Annotated in this window: 9 protein-coding genes and 1 tRNA gene; 2 read left to right on the top strand and 8 right to left on the bottom strand. The window is 53.7% G+C overall.

The features are described 5' to 3' along the window. Positions 1–26 precede the first annotated feature (26 nt). A complete protein-coding gene (locus DF283_RS07850; protein ID WP_303674203.1) occupies positions 27–1,445 on the top strand; it encodes a TolC family protein in 1,419 nt (472 codons plus the stop codon). A gap of 22 nt (positions 1,446–1,467) precedes the next feature. Here DF283_RS07850 and DF283_RS07845 read toward each other — a convergent pair whose 3' ends face one another. The 8 genes from DF283_RS07845 to DF283_RS07810 all read right to left on the bottom strand — a co-directional run bounded on the left by DF283_RS07845 (position 1,468) and on the right by DF283_RS07810 (position 14,376). Continuing rightward, on the bottom strand, positions 1,468–3,090 hold the full coding sequence (locus DF283_RS07845; RefSeq protein WP_303674202.1) for a prepilin-type N-terminal cleavage/methylation domain-containing protein: 1,623 nt from the start codon (positions 3,088–3,090) through the stop codon (positions 1,468–1,470). A gap of 4 nt (positions 3,091–3,094) precedes the next feature. Further along, positions 3,095–4,033, bottom strand: coding sequence for a malectin domain-containing carbohydrate-binding protein (locus DF283_RS07840; protein WP_303674201.1), 939 nt, complete (start codon positions 4,031–4,033; stop codon positions 3,095–3,097). Between the two features lie 59 nt (positions 4,034–4,092). Then, positions 4,093–7,071 carry an arabinofuranosidase catalytic domain-containing protein gene (locus DF283_RS07835; RefSeq protein ID WP_303674200.1) on the bottom strand — a complete coding sequence of 993 codons (2,979 nt, stop codon included), beginning with the start codon at positions 7,069–7,071 and terminating at the stop codon, positions 4,093–4,095. A 270-nt stretch (positions 7,072–7,341) separates the two neighbouring features. Continuing rightward, a complete protein-coding gene (locus tag DF283_RS07830) occupies positions 7,342–8,211 on the bottom strand; it encodes a YihY/virulence factor BrkB family protein (protein WP_303674199.1) in 870 nt (289 codons plus the stop codon). Continuing rightward, positions 8,204–10,837 carry a magnesium-translocating P-type ATPase gene (gene mgtA, locus DF283_RS07825; RefSeq protein ID WP_303674198.1) on the bottom strand — a complete coding sequence of 878 codons (2,634 nt, stop codon included), beginning with the start codon at positions 10,835–10,837 and terminating at the stop codon, positions 8,204–8,206. Before mgtA ends, DF283_RS07830 begins: the two co-directional genes overlap by 8 nt. 207 nt (positions 10,838–11,044) lie before the next feature. Continuing rightward, positions 11,045–11,117, bottom strand: a tRNA-Glu gene (locus DF283_RS07820). Between the two features lie 315 nt (positions 11,118–11,432). Continuing rightward, positions 11,433–11,801 (bottom strand): hypothetical protein, encoded by a 369-nt coding sequence (locus DF283_RS07815; protein ID WP_303674197.1) that lies wholly within the window; start codon positions 11,799–11,801, stop codon positions 11,433–11,435. Between the two features lie 16 nt (positions 11,802–11,817). After that, positions 11,818–14,376, bottom strand: a complete 2,559-nt coding sequence (locus tag DF283_RS07810; RefSeq protein WP_303674195.1) for a beta-galactosidase — start codon at positions 14,374–14,376, stop codon at positions 11,818–11,820. A gap of 245 nt (positions 14,377–14,621) precedes the next feature. Between DF283_RS07810 and DF283_RS07805 the strand changes: the two genes are divergently transcribed. After that, a complete protein-coding gene (locus DF283_RS07805; RefSeq protein WP_303674194.1) occupies positions 14,622–16,244 on the top strand; it encodes a peptide ABC transporter substrate-binding protein in 1,623 nt (540 codons plus the stop codon). Positions 16,245–16,270 lie beyond the last annotated feature (26 nt).

Raw genomic sequence — 16,270 nt, 5'->3', positions numbered from 1 at the left:
TCCTTGTATTGAACACGCAAGAGCCTGTGCTTGCGCGATCCTGGTTTCACCCCCTCAATCTGGTTCAAAAAGAGCCCAAATTTAACGTTCCTGACAAGTATCGCTACAGTCAGTCCAGCGATTCCCAGAACCCGGACGGCTTTGAGAGTGTAGGAGTGGAGAACGCCGCTCATATCAGCTGGCGGGAATTTTTCTCCGATCCCTACCTGATTCGTCTCATCGAAACAGCCCTGTCAAACAACCAGGAATTCAATATCTTTTTGCAGGATATCGAGATTGCCCGGAATGAGGTGAAGGAGAAACAAGCCGAATACTTGCCCAAAGTGGGCCTGGGGATGGGCATTGAAAACTATGCTGTGTCAAAAAACACACGGGATGGGGTGCTAGACAAAATTATTGACAGGAACGATCTGAATTCCCGCAATCTGGGTTTGAACATAGGCCCCAACATGACCTGGGAAGTGGATATATGGAAAAAGTTACAGAACGCCAAAGACGCGGCCAGAATGCGTTTAATGGCCCAATACGAAGGCCGGAACTATCTTATCTCACGATTGGTCGCTGAAATCGCCCGCTGTTATTATGAATTGATGGCCCTGGATAATTCCTTGAAGATAGTGGATGCAAACATTCAAATTCAGGAAAAAGCCTTTCTTAAAATGAAGTTGCTGAAGGAATATGCCAAAGCCAATAACCTGGCAGTGAACCGGTTTGAAGCACAGTTGCTGAAAACCAAAAGCCAACGGTTTGAAATCAGTCAAAAGATCGTTGAAAAAAAGAATCGCCTCAAGTTTTTATCGGGCTTGTATGATGGTGCCCCCATTCCCAGAAACTCCGAAAAATTAATGACCATGCAGGTTGACGAATTACAGGTCGGTGTTCCCACGCAACTGTTAGAAAACAGGCCCGATATTCGTCAGGCCGAATTTGCCATCAAGGCGGCGAAACTGGATCTAAAAAGTGTCCAGGCCAATTTGTATCCCAGCCTGAGTATTAACGCCAAGTCTGGCTTTTCAGCGTTTGGCTCCGCATTGCTATTCAATCCAAAATCCCTGGTCTACAATTTAATGGGGGATTTAACGGCTCCTGTTATCAACAGAAAGGCCATCATCGCCCGAATCGCCATTGCGGACTCCTATCAAACACAGGTGGTGCTGAACTACGAGCAAACCCTGCTACAGGCTTATACCGAAGTGCTGAATCAAATGTTAAACATCAAGAACATACAACAAAGCTACGAGACAAAACAAAGAGAAGTGCGCTTACTGGATGACTCGGTCACTATTGCCAATAATTTATTTCAATACGCAAAGGCCGATTATGTGGAAGTGTTGCTGACACAAGAAGAAAAACTCAATGCCGAAAAGGAACTGGTGGAGCTGAAAATGAATTTAATCGGCTCCAAAGTGGATCTGTATCGCGCGCTGGGAGGGGGCTGGCGTTAACCGCGCAGGGTCTTGCAGCGGATCAAGTCCTTGGGGTGATGATTTTGACCGGGGCCACTTCATAAATTCTTTTGCTCACATTGTCGGCCAAAAACAGGCGATGGAGCGCCGCATCATACGTCAACCCAAACTGGCCAGCGGTTCCGGTGGCCGTACTGCCCAAATCGGTCAGGTTGATTGATAAATAAGGAGCCATGGCCAGACTGTAGCTGCCAGTGCGAGGAATGCGGTAGAGATCCAGATAGTTATTGCCACCGGCCGCATAGACCTGATCGCGCACAACTAAAAAATCACCCGTGGTCGGCTCAATTTCAAAGCCGCCTATTTGAGAAGAAGTTGCGATGGCGCTGGGCAATTGCCACTTGTTACCCGTTTCGGTCTGGGGCGCGGTAGAGTCCGGGCCGTTCAACTCCACGATTTTGAAAAATCCGTCATTATCCACCCGGGTAATGTAAAGGCGTCGGTTCTTGGGATCAAAAGCCATAAAAAGCCTGCTGGACTGCGCCGTTACAAAGGTGGCGCTGGCCCCGCCCGCCACTTCGGTCAGGGGGCTGATACTGTTCAGGTTATAGCGATGATAGCGTTCACTGGTGGTATTGCTAATGGCGTGAAGCGTGTTACCGTCGTCTTCAATGGCCACTCCTCGGGCTGTATATTTGCCGTCATTCAGGGCGTAAGGCTGATTAATAAACACCCCGTTGCGCTCGGTGGTGTAAAGAATTGAATGCGAGTCACTGCCGATAATTAATCGATCATGGGCGGCGTCCCAGGCCAAATCCACGGTGTTGAAGCCAGCGGGCCACATGTTATTGACCGTACTGTCAAAGGAAAAAGACTGGACCAGTTGGGTGTCTTTCACCCCCGGGGACACCGCCGCCAGATTGCTGCGCACCGGGCCGGGCGGGGCAGCGATAAAAATATACTGGGGCAGGGTTCGCAGGGTCTCGGGCCTTCCGGTGCCCGTGGTGAAGTTAAAGTTGTTCAATATCACTTTACTGGCGTAAGTAGGGTTTAAGGAATTGGCGGTCGCCCCGAACCATGAGTTTGCAGCGGTGCCACAGCTCACCTGAGTCTGGGTGGTGTCGCCGCTTCCCAGCACCCCGTTGGCGTTATTATCCACGTAATCAATACAATTGTTGGCAGACTGGGCAAACAAAAACCGGGGCCCACTGGCATTAACCAGCCGGTACTTGTTAAAGCCGGAAATGCGGTAAGGAGAGCCCCAGGTGGCCCCGCCATCGTCGGAACGTTTGATGTAGGGGAACGTGCCCCCCGACTGCTGCAAGGGACAGCTGGTATCGGTGCTGGCCGTTTGCACGCTGCTGTAATAACAGATGCCGTAGACTTTTTTGACCGCATCCCCGGTACTGGAATCGTAGGTGGTGTATTCCAACCGGTTGCGGAAAGAATTGGGACTGATGTAGGCCCCCCGGTGCAAATCCTCCCGAATGTCATCGATCAGGCTATGCACTTCGCTGGCCAGCTTGAACCGCTCGTTGAGGGAGACGGAGCGGAGATTGGCCCCAAAGAGCAAGTTCCCCATGGAAAGCACCACAAAGCCCATCAGGGCCATGGCAATCAGCATTTCCACCAGGGTTAAGCCGGGCAGTCTTTTTTGAACCGTCAAACGCTGAAAGCAGGCCATGGGGTTAAGTCCTTTTCTTAATGGAAAGCGCCTGAATATAGGGATCGTCATTGACCGTGTTACTGTTGGGAGATATGGTGATGTCCAGATTGCCATCGGTTACCATCACGTCAAACATTTGCACGTTGGCGCAAAAACTCTGGCTGCCACAATATGGGGGGGCAAAATATGGATTACCCGGATTCATTAACTTTCCTTCCATCACAATATCCATGAGTCGTGTTGATGCGACTGAATTATCAGCAAAGTACAACTTGACCGTGTATAACCCTGTGGAAACCGGGGCGCTATAGGTGATTGATGCACCGTTACGATACCAGCCCCCCCGGTAAATATCGGCATCCCGGTGAGAGGGCAGGTTAGTGATGGCCTGGGCTGGATAATTGGTATACACGCTGCTGGCGTTATTAATGCCGGGCACCATGGCAGCCCCATTGTAGAGAACCCAGGGGTTCCACCACTGCCCGGAGGAGTCCATGTAGCCTGCTTGTAGAGAGTCAAAACGAACCCGCAGGGTGTTTCGGGTCTGGATAACTTTGGTACTGTAGCGGGGGGCATTGGCCGCATCGGCAGCGGTGTTGTACAGGTAATAAAACACGGTTTTCTGGAAGCTGTCCGAAGCCCCGGCATTGGTCACATCCACCACGGAGCGCCAGGGAATGACCTGCCCGGATTCGCTGGTGTCGGTATTCATACCAACAGACGTGTAGGCATAATTATTCCGATCGACAGTCTGTTCGTCCTGCAGGCTGTTGAGTAGAATGCTGCGGGTGGACTGCAAGTACACATCGCGGGCGTTTTGGCCGGTTCGGGTCAGCATGAGGGCGCAGGGCAGAATGGTGGCCGAAAGCAGGGTGATCATCAGCAGCACTTCCAGCAGGGAAAGCCCCCTGCCAGCCCTTTTGAGTGGCTTTGCCTGCTTGAGCGGCGTCTCGACGTCCATTGGCTGCTTGTCCTCACGACTCCGGTTAAAGGGCTTGATGGTGAAGATCTCCTGAGGTGTCAGGGGGTACCATAGTAACTGCGCTGATCCTGCTCCAGCTGCGCCAATGGGACCGCGTTCATGGCGTTGGGATAGAGAAGAATCTCGCTGACCCCACCGGCCCAGAGATCCCCCAGAAAGAGAAAAGGCGCGCCGCCCAGCCAGAGCTGGTTGATGCCAAAGGAGCCGCTGCTGGCTACAGAGGTACCATTGACTCCATTAACGCGAATTTGATGGGAACTGCCATTAAAAACAGAGGTGGCCTGAAAGGGCTGGTTCAGGGTAAAGGCCGGAGATATGCCCAGCGTGGCGTTATTTCGGTAACTAAACAGTTGATTGGTAGCGCCGTAACGGCGCAGGAAGGAAACCGATTCAGGCGTGGCGTAATCGTAGACGTCCGAATTTTTTTTACCACCAAACAACCTGCCAGCACTACCAGTAGAACCGTCCATACTGGCCACCACCAGTGCCCGGGCATTGGTACCGGTAAAGTTGAGGGTGGTGCCGGTGGCCATGTAATTGTTTAAGCCATTAAACTGAATGGTGGGGCGGCCCGTTTTGCTATCCAGCCGAATCACCGGCTGTAATTCCCGCTCGCCTTGCATAAAATTGAAACCATTGCCGCTTTGGTCGTACCAGGTGGTCACAAAACCGGTGTCCGGCTCCTGATTGTTGATGTTGTAATAGGCCATTTGATTGCCTTCCAGACGGTTCCGAGTGGCGGTGGTAACGCTGGTGTTATAAATAATCAGTTCTGACATGGCCGCACTGGCACCGGGATAATAACCAATCTCATTATGCCCCAGAACAGCCACTCCCTGTGGGGTAATATCCGTATCGGTATCCGGTGTGGAAGCATCCACCAGGCCATTGACAAACAAGGTATATTCGACCCCTCGGACTCGTTGCCAGGAAACCAGTTGACCCGTACCATCACTGGGAATGGTATAAGAACCTGTCCGCACAGTTTGATTGGTTCCATCATTCCGGCGTGTCACAATCCCAAATTTCCCGGAAGCCTTCATTAACCCCACAATTGGATTACTGTTGCCGGCGGGGTTACGATCCAGGAAGTTCGCAGTATCAACGCTGCCATAGTCGGCCAGTATAGTGGAATACCACCACCCACCGGTTCCCGCCATGAGATTTGCACCCGCCCCCAGCAAAATCCGGCTTCCTATGTTACGCATGGCAGGTCGCCCATTAATGGTATCCAAAACCCCGGCATTCACAATGCGAGGCTGGTTGGCCGCGGTGGGCTGGGTCAGGTGCCGGTTGTTCCCGCTTTGATCGTACCAGATGGAGACAAAACAACTGCCAGCCCCGCAAAACTTGTACAAGTTTGCAAGATCCAGATTTCCTTTGGGGTCAAAACCAATAATCTGGGTGGTGTTATCACTGCTACGACGCACCTGAATGGCTTTATCATCATCAGTCGTTCCGGTATTGTCAGTAATTAATCTACGCAAGCCGTAAGCGGCGGTGGCACTGGGTACGGTTACCAGCGGTGGGGTATACCCCGGATCAGCCAGAGTCAGGTCATAATATCGGGCTTCATCGTTCTCCAGCATTTGCCGGTTGGCGGTGGTTAAACTAGTAGGGTATTGAATCCATTCCCCCACAGCTCCTTTAAAATAGCCGTAGGGCGCATGAACTGGCGGCGGGCCGCCGACATGGACAGGAAGCGCTAAATCGGCCCGGGGAGAGGTGAACCCCACATCCACCAGTTTACTATTGATAAAGAGAAAAGGCTGCTTGTTGATGTAGTTGTACGATACGACTAGGCCATCGTTGCTATTGGGGCTTATGACCGAATTTGCAAGACAGGGCATGTAACTATTGCCATGCTCATAGACACCCGCCCCATTTTCCCCCAGCGAGATTCCTGTCCCCGCGTTGACGGCCCCCGCATTGGGAGGGCTCAGCAAATACTTTTGACCACCAGTCCCAGACGTACCGCTAGTGGCTTTGCTTTGTAAAGTGATGCTGGCCCCGGCGTCCACCTGAGCCACCACCAGATTAAAAGAACTGTTGGCTGTATTGTTGGTGGCTCCAAGCATGGTATCATCCACGCCATCAAATCGAAGGGCCACCCGGCCATTGATCATCTCCAGCGCGCCCGCATTCACAATGCGGGGTTGGGCGGCCAGGGTGGTCTGGGTGGCGTGACGGCCATTGCCGCTCTGGTCATACCAGGCGGTTACAAAGCAACTATCCGTCTTGCAAAAGCTCAGCAGGGCGGGCGCATCCAAATCGCCATTGGGCAAAAAGCCTATGTTGGTGGTGGCATCATCGCTACTGCGCCTGACGATAATGGCGTTGCCCGTGTAGGCAGTGTTGATTTTCCTTAAACTATAAGCCCGAACTGCGCCAGTCACCCGATCCAGCGGTTTGGGGTAAGTGGTCAGACCATCATTCAGGAAAGTCATCAAGGCGGGTATGTCCAAATCGCCGTTGGGTAAAAAGCCAATGTCCGTTTCGGCATTGTCTCTGCCCCGTCGTACCCGAATGGCCCGGGTAATAGCGGCGCTGCTGGTTAATCGACGCAAGCCGTAAGCGGCGGTGGCACCTGTAATGTTGTTGAACGCCATTGGGTAAGCGTCCCGCGTCAGGGTCAATAACTGGCTGACGCTGGACTGGCTGCTCCCCACTGTGGCCGTTACCATAACCAGCAGGGTATTGCCATTCACATAACTAACCCGGCTGGTGTAAGAACCAACAGAGCGGGTCGCTCCAGCCGGACTGTCGGGACTCTGGGGCATGAGAACGTAAGCCGGGGCGCTGGTAGAGTTGAAAGAAAGGCCAGCGGAAATGGTTTGCCCGCCATTGTAGTAAGCCTGAAGCTGGCCGGTCACCGCCCTCAATCCACTTTTGGCCAGTTCTTCCGCCGCCAGACGGTTCTGGCTGGCGCTGCCCATGACAATGGCTGATAAAGGGCCACTCATTAATTGCAAAGAGGCGCCAATGGCCATGGTGGTGCCCAAAAACACCATGAGCATGGCCAGCCCGTATCCCTTACCCCTCACGGGAAAGCGACCGGCAACTTTCAACAATTGCGTCCACTGAAATCCGGCTTTACCAGCTTTGCCTGTTTTAGACCCTATTGTAGACATAGGATTGGCACCAATCGGCTTTTCGAGTTACTTCGAGTTACATTATTCAACATTCAACCAACGCGTTTTACCTGTAACGGATATAACTATTTTAAACACTCTTTCATGGATCATCGTTCTGTTTGCCAAAAACTTTAACCCGATTTTCATCATTTCCTAAAATCCGATTTTATCCGCAGACCCTGCTCTCCGGGCGGTGATTTCAGCCCCCACAAAGAAAATCAGCGCCGAATAATAAAGCCATGTCACCAGAATGATCAGGGCTCCCAGCGCTCCGTAAACCGGGTTAAACTGGTGCAAGTGGTTGATGTACAGACTGAACAGCTCTGACACGCTGACCCAGGCTATCAGAAAAAAAACAGCGCCCGGCAGGCTGACCCGCCAGCGAAACCCGCCCGTTTTGGGGCGCAGAATCAGGGCGTACGTCAGAGTGGTGATGGCGGTAATGCCGCAGCCCAACACCAGCCAGCGACTGATACGCAACAGGGTCACGGCGCTGAAGGGCAAGTGGAAGCGGCCATGCAGCCAGGAAATCAGGGCATCGCCAAACATAATGAGATAAATCGCCACCACCAGCATCAGGCCCAGGAGTAACACCAGCACAATGGATACCATCGGCGTGTACCAGAAGGGAAAGCCTTTTTCCGGAATCCCGTAGGCACGTCTCAGACCCTTGACAATGACACCGCCACTCCCGGATGCCGACCACAACGTAATCATCATCCCCGCCAGCGTCAGTCCAGTGGTGCTACCCCGAATGGTGGCGTCAAGCAGATGAAGCAACAGACTGCCGGTGTGCGCCGGGGCCAGTTCATCGATAAAGTCCACGCTCAGAGCGTAAAAAACACTGGTCTGCCCCAACAGACCGAACAGGGATATCAGGAAAAACGTGGCCGGGATAAGGGATTGAATCATGTTAAAGGCCACCTCGGCGGCAAGCCCCTGACAATCATCCGCACTGACTTTCTGAAACAAGCCCCTGAGCCAGGCCCAAAACGGATATTTCCGTGCCTGTTCTTCAGTCATAGCCGAACTTCCCGATGAACCAGCGCTTGACCACCTGGATCAGGACAAAATAGGCGGCCAGAATACCCACCAGCCAGGCAAAATAATGAGCGGGTAGCGTTACGAACCCGAAAAACGGGGCCAGCGGAGAATGCGGCAAGTAAATGCCAACGGCAATGATGAGACCAGTCATCACCAGCAATTGTGGAGCGGCCCAGCTTTGCAGGAATGGAATGCTGGCGGTGCGGATGAAATGCACGATCAGCACTTGCGACAGCAATCCTTCAATGAACCAGCCGGTATGGAACAGTGCCTGCCGAGGTTCCGTATTGGCCTGAAAGACAAACCACATCACGGCAAAAAGAACGTAATCAAAAATAGAACTCACCGGACCGAAGGTCAGCATGAATCGCTCCACATTGGGGACTTCCCAGCGATGGGGCCGGGCCAGAAACGCTTCATCCACCCGATCAAAGGGGATGGCCGTCTGCGAAATATCGTACAACAGGTTCTGGGCCAGGATCTGGATGGGCATCATGGGCAAAAACGGCAACAGAAAACTGGCCCCCACCATGCTGAACACATTGCCGAAATTGGAGCTGGTGGTCATGCGAATGTACTTGATAATGTTGCCAAACACCTTGCGCCCCTCAATCACCCCGTCTTTCAGAACCAGCAGGCTTTGCTCCAGCAGAATCATATCGGCTGATTCCCGGGCGATATCCACCGCGTTTGCCACGGAAACACCCACATCGGCCCGGTGCAAGGCGGGAGAGTCGTTGATACCGTCGCCCAGAAAACCCACCACATGGCCTTTTTGCTGAATCGCCTGAATCACCCGCTCTTTATGTTCAGGGGTCAGCTTGGCAAAAATGGTGGTGTGTTCCGCTTGCTCGGCCAGTTGCTCAGGACTCAGCGATTCAATATCCCGCCCCAGCAGGATGCCCTGAATGGGCAAGCCCACCACGGTGCAGATTTTGCGGGTGACCCACTCGTTGTCGCCGGTCAGTATTTTAAGGGTGACTCCCAGCTGACTTAACGCCGAAATGGCCTGCGCTGTGCTTTCCTTGGGCGGATCCAGAAACGCGATGTATCCCAGCAAGGTCAACGCCTGCTCATCTTCAACCGTGTACGCTTTTTGTGGCACATCCATATTTTTGCAAGCCACGGCAATCGTCCGAAAACCCTCCTCACCCAGCTTTTGGATGTCCTTGTGGATTTGCGCCCGAATTGCCGGGGTAATGGGATATTCTCGATCCTTATCGTGAATGCGCACGCAGACACTCAGCATTTCCTCAATGGCCCCCTTGCAGATCAGCGTATGCTTGCCCTCCCGGGCAATGACCACGGAAAGGCGGCGACGCTCAAAGTCAAAGGGAATCTCATCCACCTTCACGTAATCACTTTCAATGTTGAGGGCGTCATCTTGCTCGGCATGGGCCATGATGGCGTCATCCAAAAGATTCTTCAGGCCTGATTCAAAATAGCTGTTGAGATACGCCGCTTTCAGAACCTCGATACTTTCCTGGCCGTGCAGGTCCAGATGCCGATAAAGAATGACCTTGTTCTGCGTCAGGGTACCGGTCTTGTCAGTGCATAGCACGTCAATAGCGCCCAAATTCTGGATGGAGGCCAGCCGTTTGACGATCACTTTTTGCCTCGACAAAGCGATGGCCCCTCGCGACAGGTTGGTGATGAGGATCATGGGAAGCATCTCCGGTGTCAGCCCCACGCCAACCGCCAGGGCGAAGAGCAAGGCGGTTAGCCAGTCGTGCTTGGTCAGCCCGTTAATCAGAAAAATCACCAGCACCATGGCGGTAATAAAGCGAATCAGCAGCCAGCTCAGCTTGTTGATCCCCTGATCAAAGCTCGTGGGCGGTTCATCTTCCACAATTTTCGCTGCCAGATTGCCAAAGTAGGTCTGATCGCCGGTTGCCAGCGCCACGGCCACAGCCATGCCGCTGACCACACTGGTGCCCATAAAGCAGAGATTGCCCAGATCAATCAGGCTACCGGCTGTATGGCCATCCGGTTCCGCTTTCTTCTCCACCGGAAAGGCTTCCCCACTGAGCGCGGACTGGTTAATATGCAAATCCCGGGCTTCAATCAACCGTACATCGGCAGGAATGAGATCCCCCGGGCCCAGGGTAATAATATCGCCCGGAACCAGATTGTTCAGGGGGATTTCCTGCGAAGCGCCCTGCGTATCCTCCCCGGAATGACGCCTGCGCACATTAACCCGACTGGTAACAAGCGCTTGCAGTTCTTCCGCCGCCCGATTGGATCGGGATTCCTGAATAAAGCGCAAGAGGACGCTCAGCAATACCATAATGGCAATCATAATGGCGGACGATCGATTACCGCTAACGTAGGAGAGAAGGCCAAGCACCATTAACAGGTAATTAAAGGGGCTATTGAACAGCATCATCAAGCGAATCAGCCAGGGATGACGCTGTTCTCGAGTGATCTCGTTCAGTCCGTATTCAGACAGTCGCGCCTGAGCTTCGGCGTCCGTCAAGCCAATGGTCTCGGTTTTCAGCTTCTTCAGAACCGCGGCGACTGACATGCAGGCCAATGCCCGGAAATAGGCCAGACGATGCTCGGGATTGTTCGTTGCTGTCTGCTTTTCGGATTTCTGGCTGTTCATTGGCAGCGGACTCCTTTGGTCAGCATCCCCACCAGAATACGCCGAATCATACCATCCGCATCGGATTAAAGGACAAGGTTGACATTAACCCTGAGCCAGACTATGCACACCATAGGAAGATTGAGTACAAACCGGCCGTGGGTCTCAGTCACCACATACAAAAAGCCCTTCGACATATTGGTCGAAGGTGCTAAATGTAAAAATAATTACCCCCAGGGGAATTCGAATCCCCGTCGCCTCCGTGAAAGGGAGGTGTCCTAGGCCTCTAGACGATGGGGGCGTGTAGAAGCGAGTTCATATAAGATACTGAAATGGTATCCCAGAGTCAAGCGATTTTGCTCTGTATTTTTCAGAATCTATCGCCCAATTCAAAGTGTTTTTAACTTCTTTTAACGACCCTCTGGGCGAACGATCTTCCTTGCAAGTCTTCTCAAGCTCCCAATCCCCCAAAAGCCACTAACATTAGTTCTAGTCGCCTGTAACCCATCCTGATGCCACCCAATCTTGGATCATCGCCCCAAGCCAAGCAACCCAAAATCGCTCCCCGAACAGGATCCCCCGACAGATCTACCTCTCTTGCGAATGAACCACCGATTTAATCGGCCAACGTATCGCTGATTGACAAGCTGACCTTACCAGCCTCCCGGCTCACCAACTCCAGCGTCAAGTCATACCTCCCTGCCACCAGTTGAGTGTCCTGAATGACACAGGTAATAACCTGATTCAGGAAAAAAGTGGCCGGATTGTCCTCATGAATGGTGGTGGCGGCCACCGATTCCCCATTGATAACCAGTACCAGATGCTCGGCGGCATAAACCTGATCATTCAGCTTGATGGACTGCACCAGCGAGATTTGTCCCGGCCCCAGGTTATTGATGATGTCAAAGCCGACACCCTCCGGCACCCGACGCAAACTCCCGGCCTTGTACATGCGCTTTAAAATAAAGTTGGGGATTACAGTCATACTTCTAGTTTAGTAGTCAATCGGCTCGGTGTAAAGCCTTCTGCAAGGTGGCATACGGATACAAGGCCACCTGATGGGGCTGTAGCGACAAGCGGGTCTTATCGATGGGCGGATCGAAATTGATCAAAACCAATGCCAGCAAATTCTGCTCATCAGCGCCTTGCTTTAAAACACCAGTGGGCAAATAAAACACTTCTTGCCGACGACAATCCCGCCAGTACCGGCCGATTAGCACATTGTTCAGATAAATATTGATGCGCTCAAAGTCCACATCCTGCAATTTGAGTCCCCATGCGGTCTCACAGCCCTGATCATCCGGTAGCATAAAGTGGGTTTGCATCAAGACGATCGGGCTGACCTCAAACCCTTCCAGCGTGGCCAAAGCGTTCTCGGTCGATGATGAGGCACTCCGACTAAAGGTCTCTTGCCGAATATGGCAGAACGGCTGCTGTGATACCCCATCCACCGATAGGCTGAGCAAGCCCTGCGGCAATTGGGCGTCATCATGAAACCCCTTGGGATGCCCCAACCCATTGACGAAGATCAAAAGTTCGTTGTCCTGATTGGGCCGCCAGAGAGACTCTGGCACGGGAATTTCCACAGGTTCGGCATGGGCCATACCGTGAATGACCACCAGCTGATGCCCATGCCCGATACGCTGCCCATTGAAATAAACGGCCCAAATATGACGGGCGTCGAGGGTCAGGGTTTCGGGTCGTTGACGGCCCAGTGGCACCCAATACCAGGCGGAGCCTTCATAAATGCCGTTGCTGTCAAAGTCCAGCCCGTGAGGACTGACGGGCACAAAGCCCGGCTTGAGTGTCTCGAATTCAGTCAGCTCCGGGGCTTCATTGAAAATGTGCCAGTCCCGCAAGGCAGGTACGGGCAACGGAGGAGCCGCCTCAAGCACATGGGCCTGTAGAGCCCGGGCGGTTGGATCGGTACTCCAGAACCGGGTTTTCCCCAGTAGCAAGCCATATTGGCGATCCGGCAGTCGGGCCTCCGGGCCAAACACCAGATGACCCTCCGGTTCCACCCAGAAGGTATCCACCAGATCCTTACTCAGGAAAATCAGGGTCAATGCGCCAATCTGGACTTGGCAAGCCTCCTGATCCCGCATTTCCCGGCAGTACAGGGTCACGGCTTCTGGCTCCTGACTCAGGATCTCCACCCCGTTTGGCAAAGAGTCGCCCTCCACGGTCAAGGGCTGCGAGTGACCGTTCTGGCTGAGTGTGACCGTGGCCGCCCGATCGCCCTTGAGGATCAGCAGCGATTCGTTCTGGTGAAGGGCTTCCACCGTACTGAAAGCCAGTCGGTATCCGCAGCGCAAGGGAACCTGATGGGGCAGAATTTGCGCCTCAAAGGCATTGACCGTAACCGGGTATGCTTCTGCCACGGTCAGGGTGGCGGGCTCGTAGGTCAGGTTGCGTAAAAACAGCCAGCGGGCCTGTGTGTCTCCCACCACGGAGCGACAGGCGTAGAAGCACTCCCGGTGGGACAGGGGCAGCGGAAAATCCACCTCCCGCTCGGTGGCGCTCAGATCAAAACTCTCCAGAAAGTAGTTGAGGGCCTTGCTCTCGAACAAGCGCTCAGTGTTCAGGCCCGTCTCCGAAATGGGGGCCCCGAAATCGTAAGAGGTGTAAGTCTCGATGCTGCCGGTATAATCCCAGTTGGTACCCCCAATGGCCTTGTAATGGTTAAAAATGGTGAGCCCCTGCCCCAACAGGCTTTTGGTGGACAGGGCAATATGCTCCCGACCCAGGGTTTCCGTGATTTCCTGATACTTGTAGCCTCTCCAGGTGCCAAACCAGCCCGCCTGAAGCTCGGCGGCCATCAGCGGGCGATTCTGGCAAAAGGGGCGTAAATTATCTTCCACGTGATCCAGCACCTGAAACACCTCGGGCATCTCCCGCCAGTCGGTTTCAAACTGGGTTACGGAGTAATTGTCGAAGGCATAAATATCCACAATGTCTTCGTACAGGCCCGCCACGTACAAGTCATTATGAAACAGGGGCACGGTCACACCCAGTTGGCGGCTGAGATCGTACAAGGCCCGCATGTAATCCGGCTCCACTTCCAGCGTGGCGTACTCGTTCTCAATTTGCATCAGTATGACGTTGGGGGCCGCGTTGATAAACGGTATGATCTGCCGCCACCATTCGGTGACGTAGGCCATATATTCCTCCGACCACTCAAAGGCCCCTTCCCGTCGATTTCTCAGGGGCAAGTGCCGCTTGGCCAGCAGCCAGCCGGGGAAGCCCCCGCCAGAGTATTCCGCGTTAATGTACGGGCCCGGCCGGGCAATGACGAATAATCCCAATTCCTGCGTGATTTTGAGTAGTTCCTGCACATCCCGAATGCCGGTGAAATCGTACACCCCTTGGGCCGGGCTGTGGTAATTCCAGCAGAAATACAAATCCACGGCGTTATAGCCTGCCGCCTTCAGCTTGAAGAGCCGATCCTGCCAAAGCGCCTGACTGGGCAGGCGAAAGTAATGCATGGCCCCGCTGCGTATAAAGGTACGCTGGCCGTCAATGATCAGCGAATACTTGTCATAGCGAATCTGTAATCCCAATTGTCGCCTCCCGAATGGTTTGCCCTGAAAACGTGTGGAAGGGTTCCGGTGTCAAGGGCTTCGCTGCAATGGACGGTGTCTGTCAAACGATAGAGCGATTTGATGTAAAACCGGCGTGGTAATAATGCCTGCGTGAAACACACAGCGTCATAGAACCGCCTCTCATCATCATAAGGTATGATAGGGGTACAAGCACAGACCCCAATTGGTTGACTTTTCAATCCGGTATATTTGAGAGGCTTGCAGTGACTCCTTTCGGCCATAAGCGGTATCGATTCGGGCGATTTCTGGTCGCCCTCCTGCTGCTGGTGACCGTGGCTGGCTGCGGGGGAACTGCCCAGCAGTCCAGACACCCGGGGGCTTCCATTTTTCGTATGAATCTGGGTACCGAACCGCCCGATTTAGACCCGGCCAAGACCGATGATCTGACCTCCTTTACCGTCCTGCTGCCCCTGATGAAGGGCCTCACCCAACTGGATGCCCACATGAAGCCACAGCCCGCCATGGCCCAGTCCTGGGAGGTCAGCCCGGATGGCTTGCGCTACACCTTCCACCTGCGGCAAAACGCCCGCTGGAGTGACGGCAAACCCGTGACCGCCGATGATTTTCTGTTCGCCTGGCAGCGGGCCCTGACCCCGGCCACCGGGGCCCCCTACGTGTTTTTTCTGTATGAGCTGAAAAACGGCAAGGCTTACTACGAGGGTAAAATCAAGGATTTTGCCCAGGTGGGGGTGCATGCCCGGGATGCCCATACCCTGATTGTGGATCTGGAGCGCCCCACCCCGTTTTTTCTGGATTTGGCGGCGGCCCCGGTCATGTTGCCCCTGCGGCGGGACGTGGTCACTCGTTACGGGGAACGCTTTACCGAGGCCCGACACTTTTTAAGCAACGGGGCCTACCGCATGGCCGACTGGACGCACGAGGAAAAGATCCGGTTGGTGCCCAACCCGCATTTTTATGAGTCGGCGCCAGCCAAACGCCCCCAAGTGGCGGGCATTGACATGTACATGATTAACGACGCCAACACCAGCGTGGTGATGTACGAGAACAACGAACTGGATTTTATCGAGACCACCACCAGTATTCCCTCCTTCGATGTGCGCCGTTTGCGCAAGAGTCCCGACTGCGAAAGCACGGTGCTGCACCGCATCAATTACTTTGGCTTCAATGTTCAAAAGCCGCCGTTCAACAACCCCAAAGTTCGGCAGGCCTTTGCCTACGCCTTGGATCGCAGTTATTACCCCCGCCTGATGCAAAGCGGGCAGCGTCCCATGACCTCCTGGATCACGCCGGGGCTGGTGGGCTATAACCCCCACATGGGCTTGAGTTACAACCCGCAAAAAGCCAGACAATTGCTGGCCGAGGCGGGCTATCCCGATGGCAAGGGCTTTCCCACGGTGCATTTAAGTTTTCAGACCCTCTATGACATCCAGAAAGAAGCGGAAATCGCCCAGTATTTGTGGAAAAAAAACCTGAACGTGGATGTGCGGCTGGATAACATGGAGTGGAAAGTGTTGCTGAGCAAGCTGGATGAAGATCCGCCGCAACTCTTCCGGCTGGGCTGGTTTGTGGATTACCCGGACGCCGACAGCTTTATGAACGTGTTTTTGTCTGATAGCGGTAACAACCACACCCGCTGGAAAAACAGCCGTTACGATGCCCTGGTGCAGCAGGCCGTGACCACCTTAAACCCTCAGCAGCGGCAACGATTGTATGATCAGGCCCAGCGCTTGTTACTGGAGCTGGATACGGCCATTATTCCGGTTTACGCCACCGAAAAAACCTATCTGGTCAAGCCACGCTTTCAGGGGCTTACCATTAATTCGCTGAACTTGCCGGATTTTGACCAGTTGCGCCTGAAGCCTTGACCGCCTGAACCCGCTTTAACTGAGGC

Source organism: Vampirovibrio chlorellavorus (genome assembly GCF_003149375.1).
In the GTDB taxonomy this organism is placed as follows: domain Bacteria; phylum Cyanobacteriota; class Vampirovibrionia; order Vampirovibrionales; family Vampirovibrionaceae; genus Vampirovibrio; species Vampirovibrio chlorellavorus_B.
Note: the sequence above shows the minus strand (reverse complement) of the source record. Positions and strands in the feature narration are given on the sequence as shown.

Coding starts and splice junctions, on each gene's coding strand:
- DF283_RS07835 (WP_303674200.1), bottom strand. CDS start 7,071: ATGCTCATGGTGTTTTTGGGCACCACCATGGCCATTGGCGCCTCTTTG.
- DF283_RS07830 (WP_303674199.1), bottom strand. CDS start 8,211: ATGACTGAAGAACAGGCACGGAAATATCCGTTTTGGGCCTGGCTCAGG.
- DF283_RS07845 (WP_303674202.1), bottom strand. CDS start 3,090: ATGGCCTGCTTTCAGCGTTTGACGGTTCAAAAAAGACTGCCCGGCTTA.
- DF283_RS07815 (WP_303674197.1), bottom strand. CDS start 11,801: ATGACTGTAATCCCCAACTTTATTTTAAAGCGCATGTACAAGGCCGGG.
- DF283_RS07840 (WP_303674201.1), bottom strand. CDS start 4,033: ATGGACGTCGAGACGCCGCTCAAGCAGGCAAAGCCACTCAAAAGGGCT.
- mgtA (WP_303674198.1), bottom strand. CDS start 10,837: ATGAACAGCCAGAAATCCGAAAAGCAGACAGCAACGAACAATCCCGAG.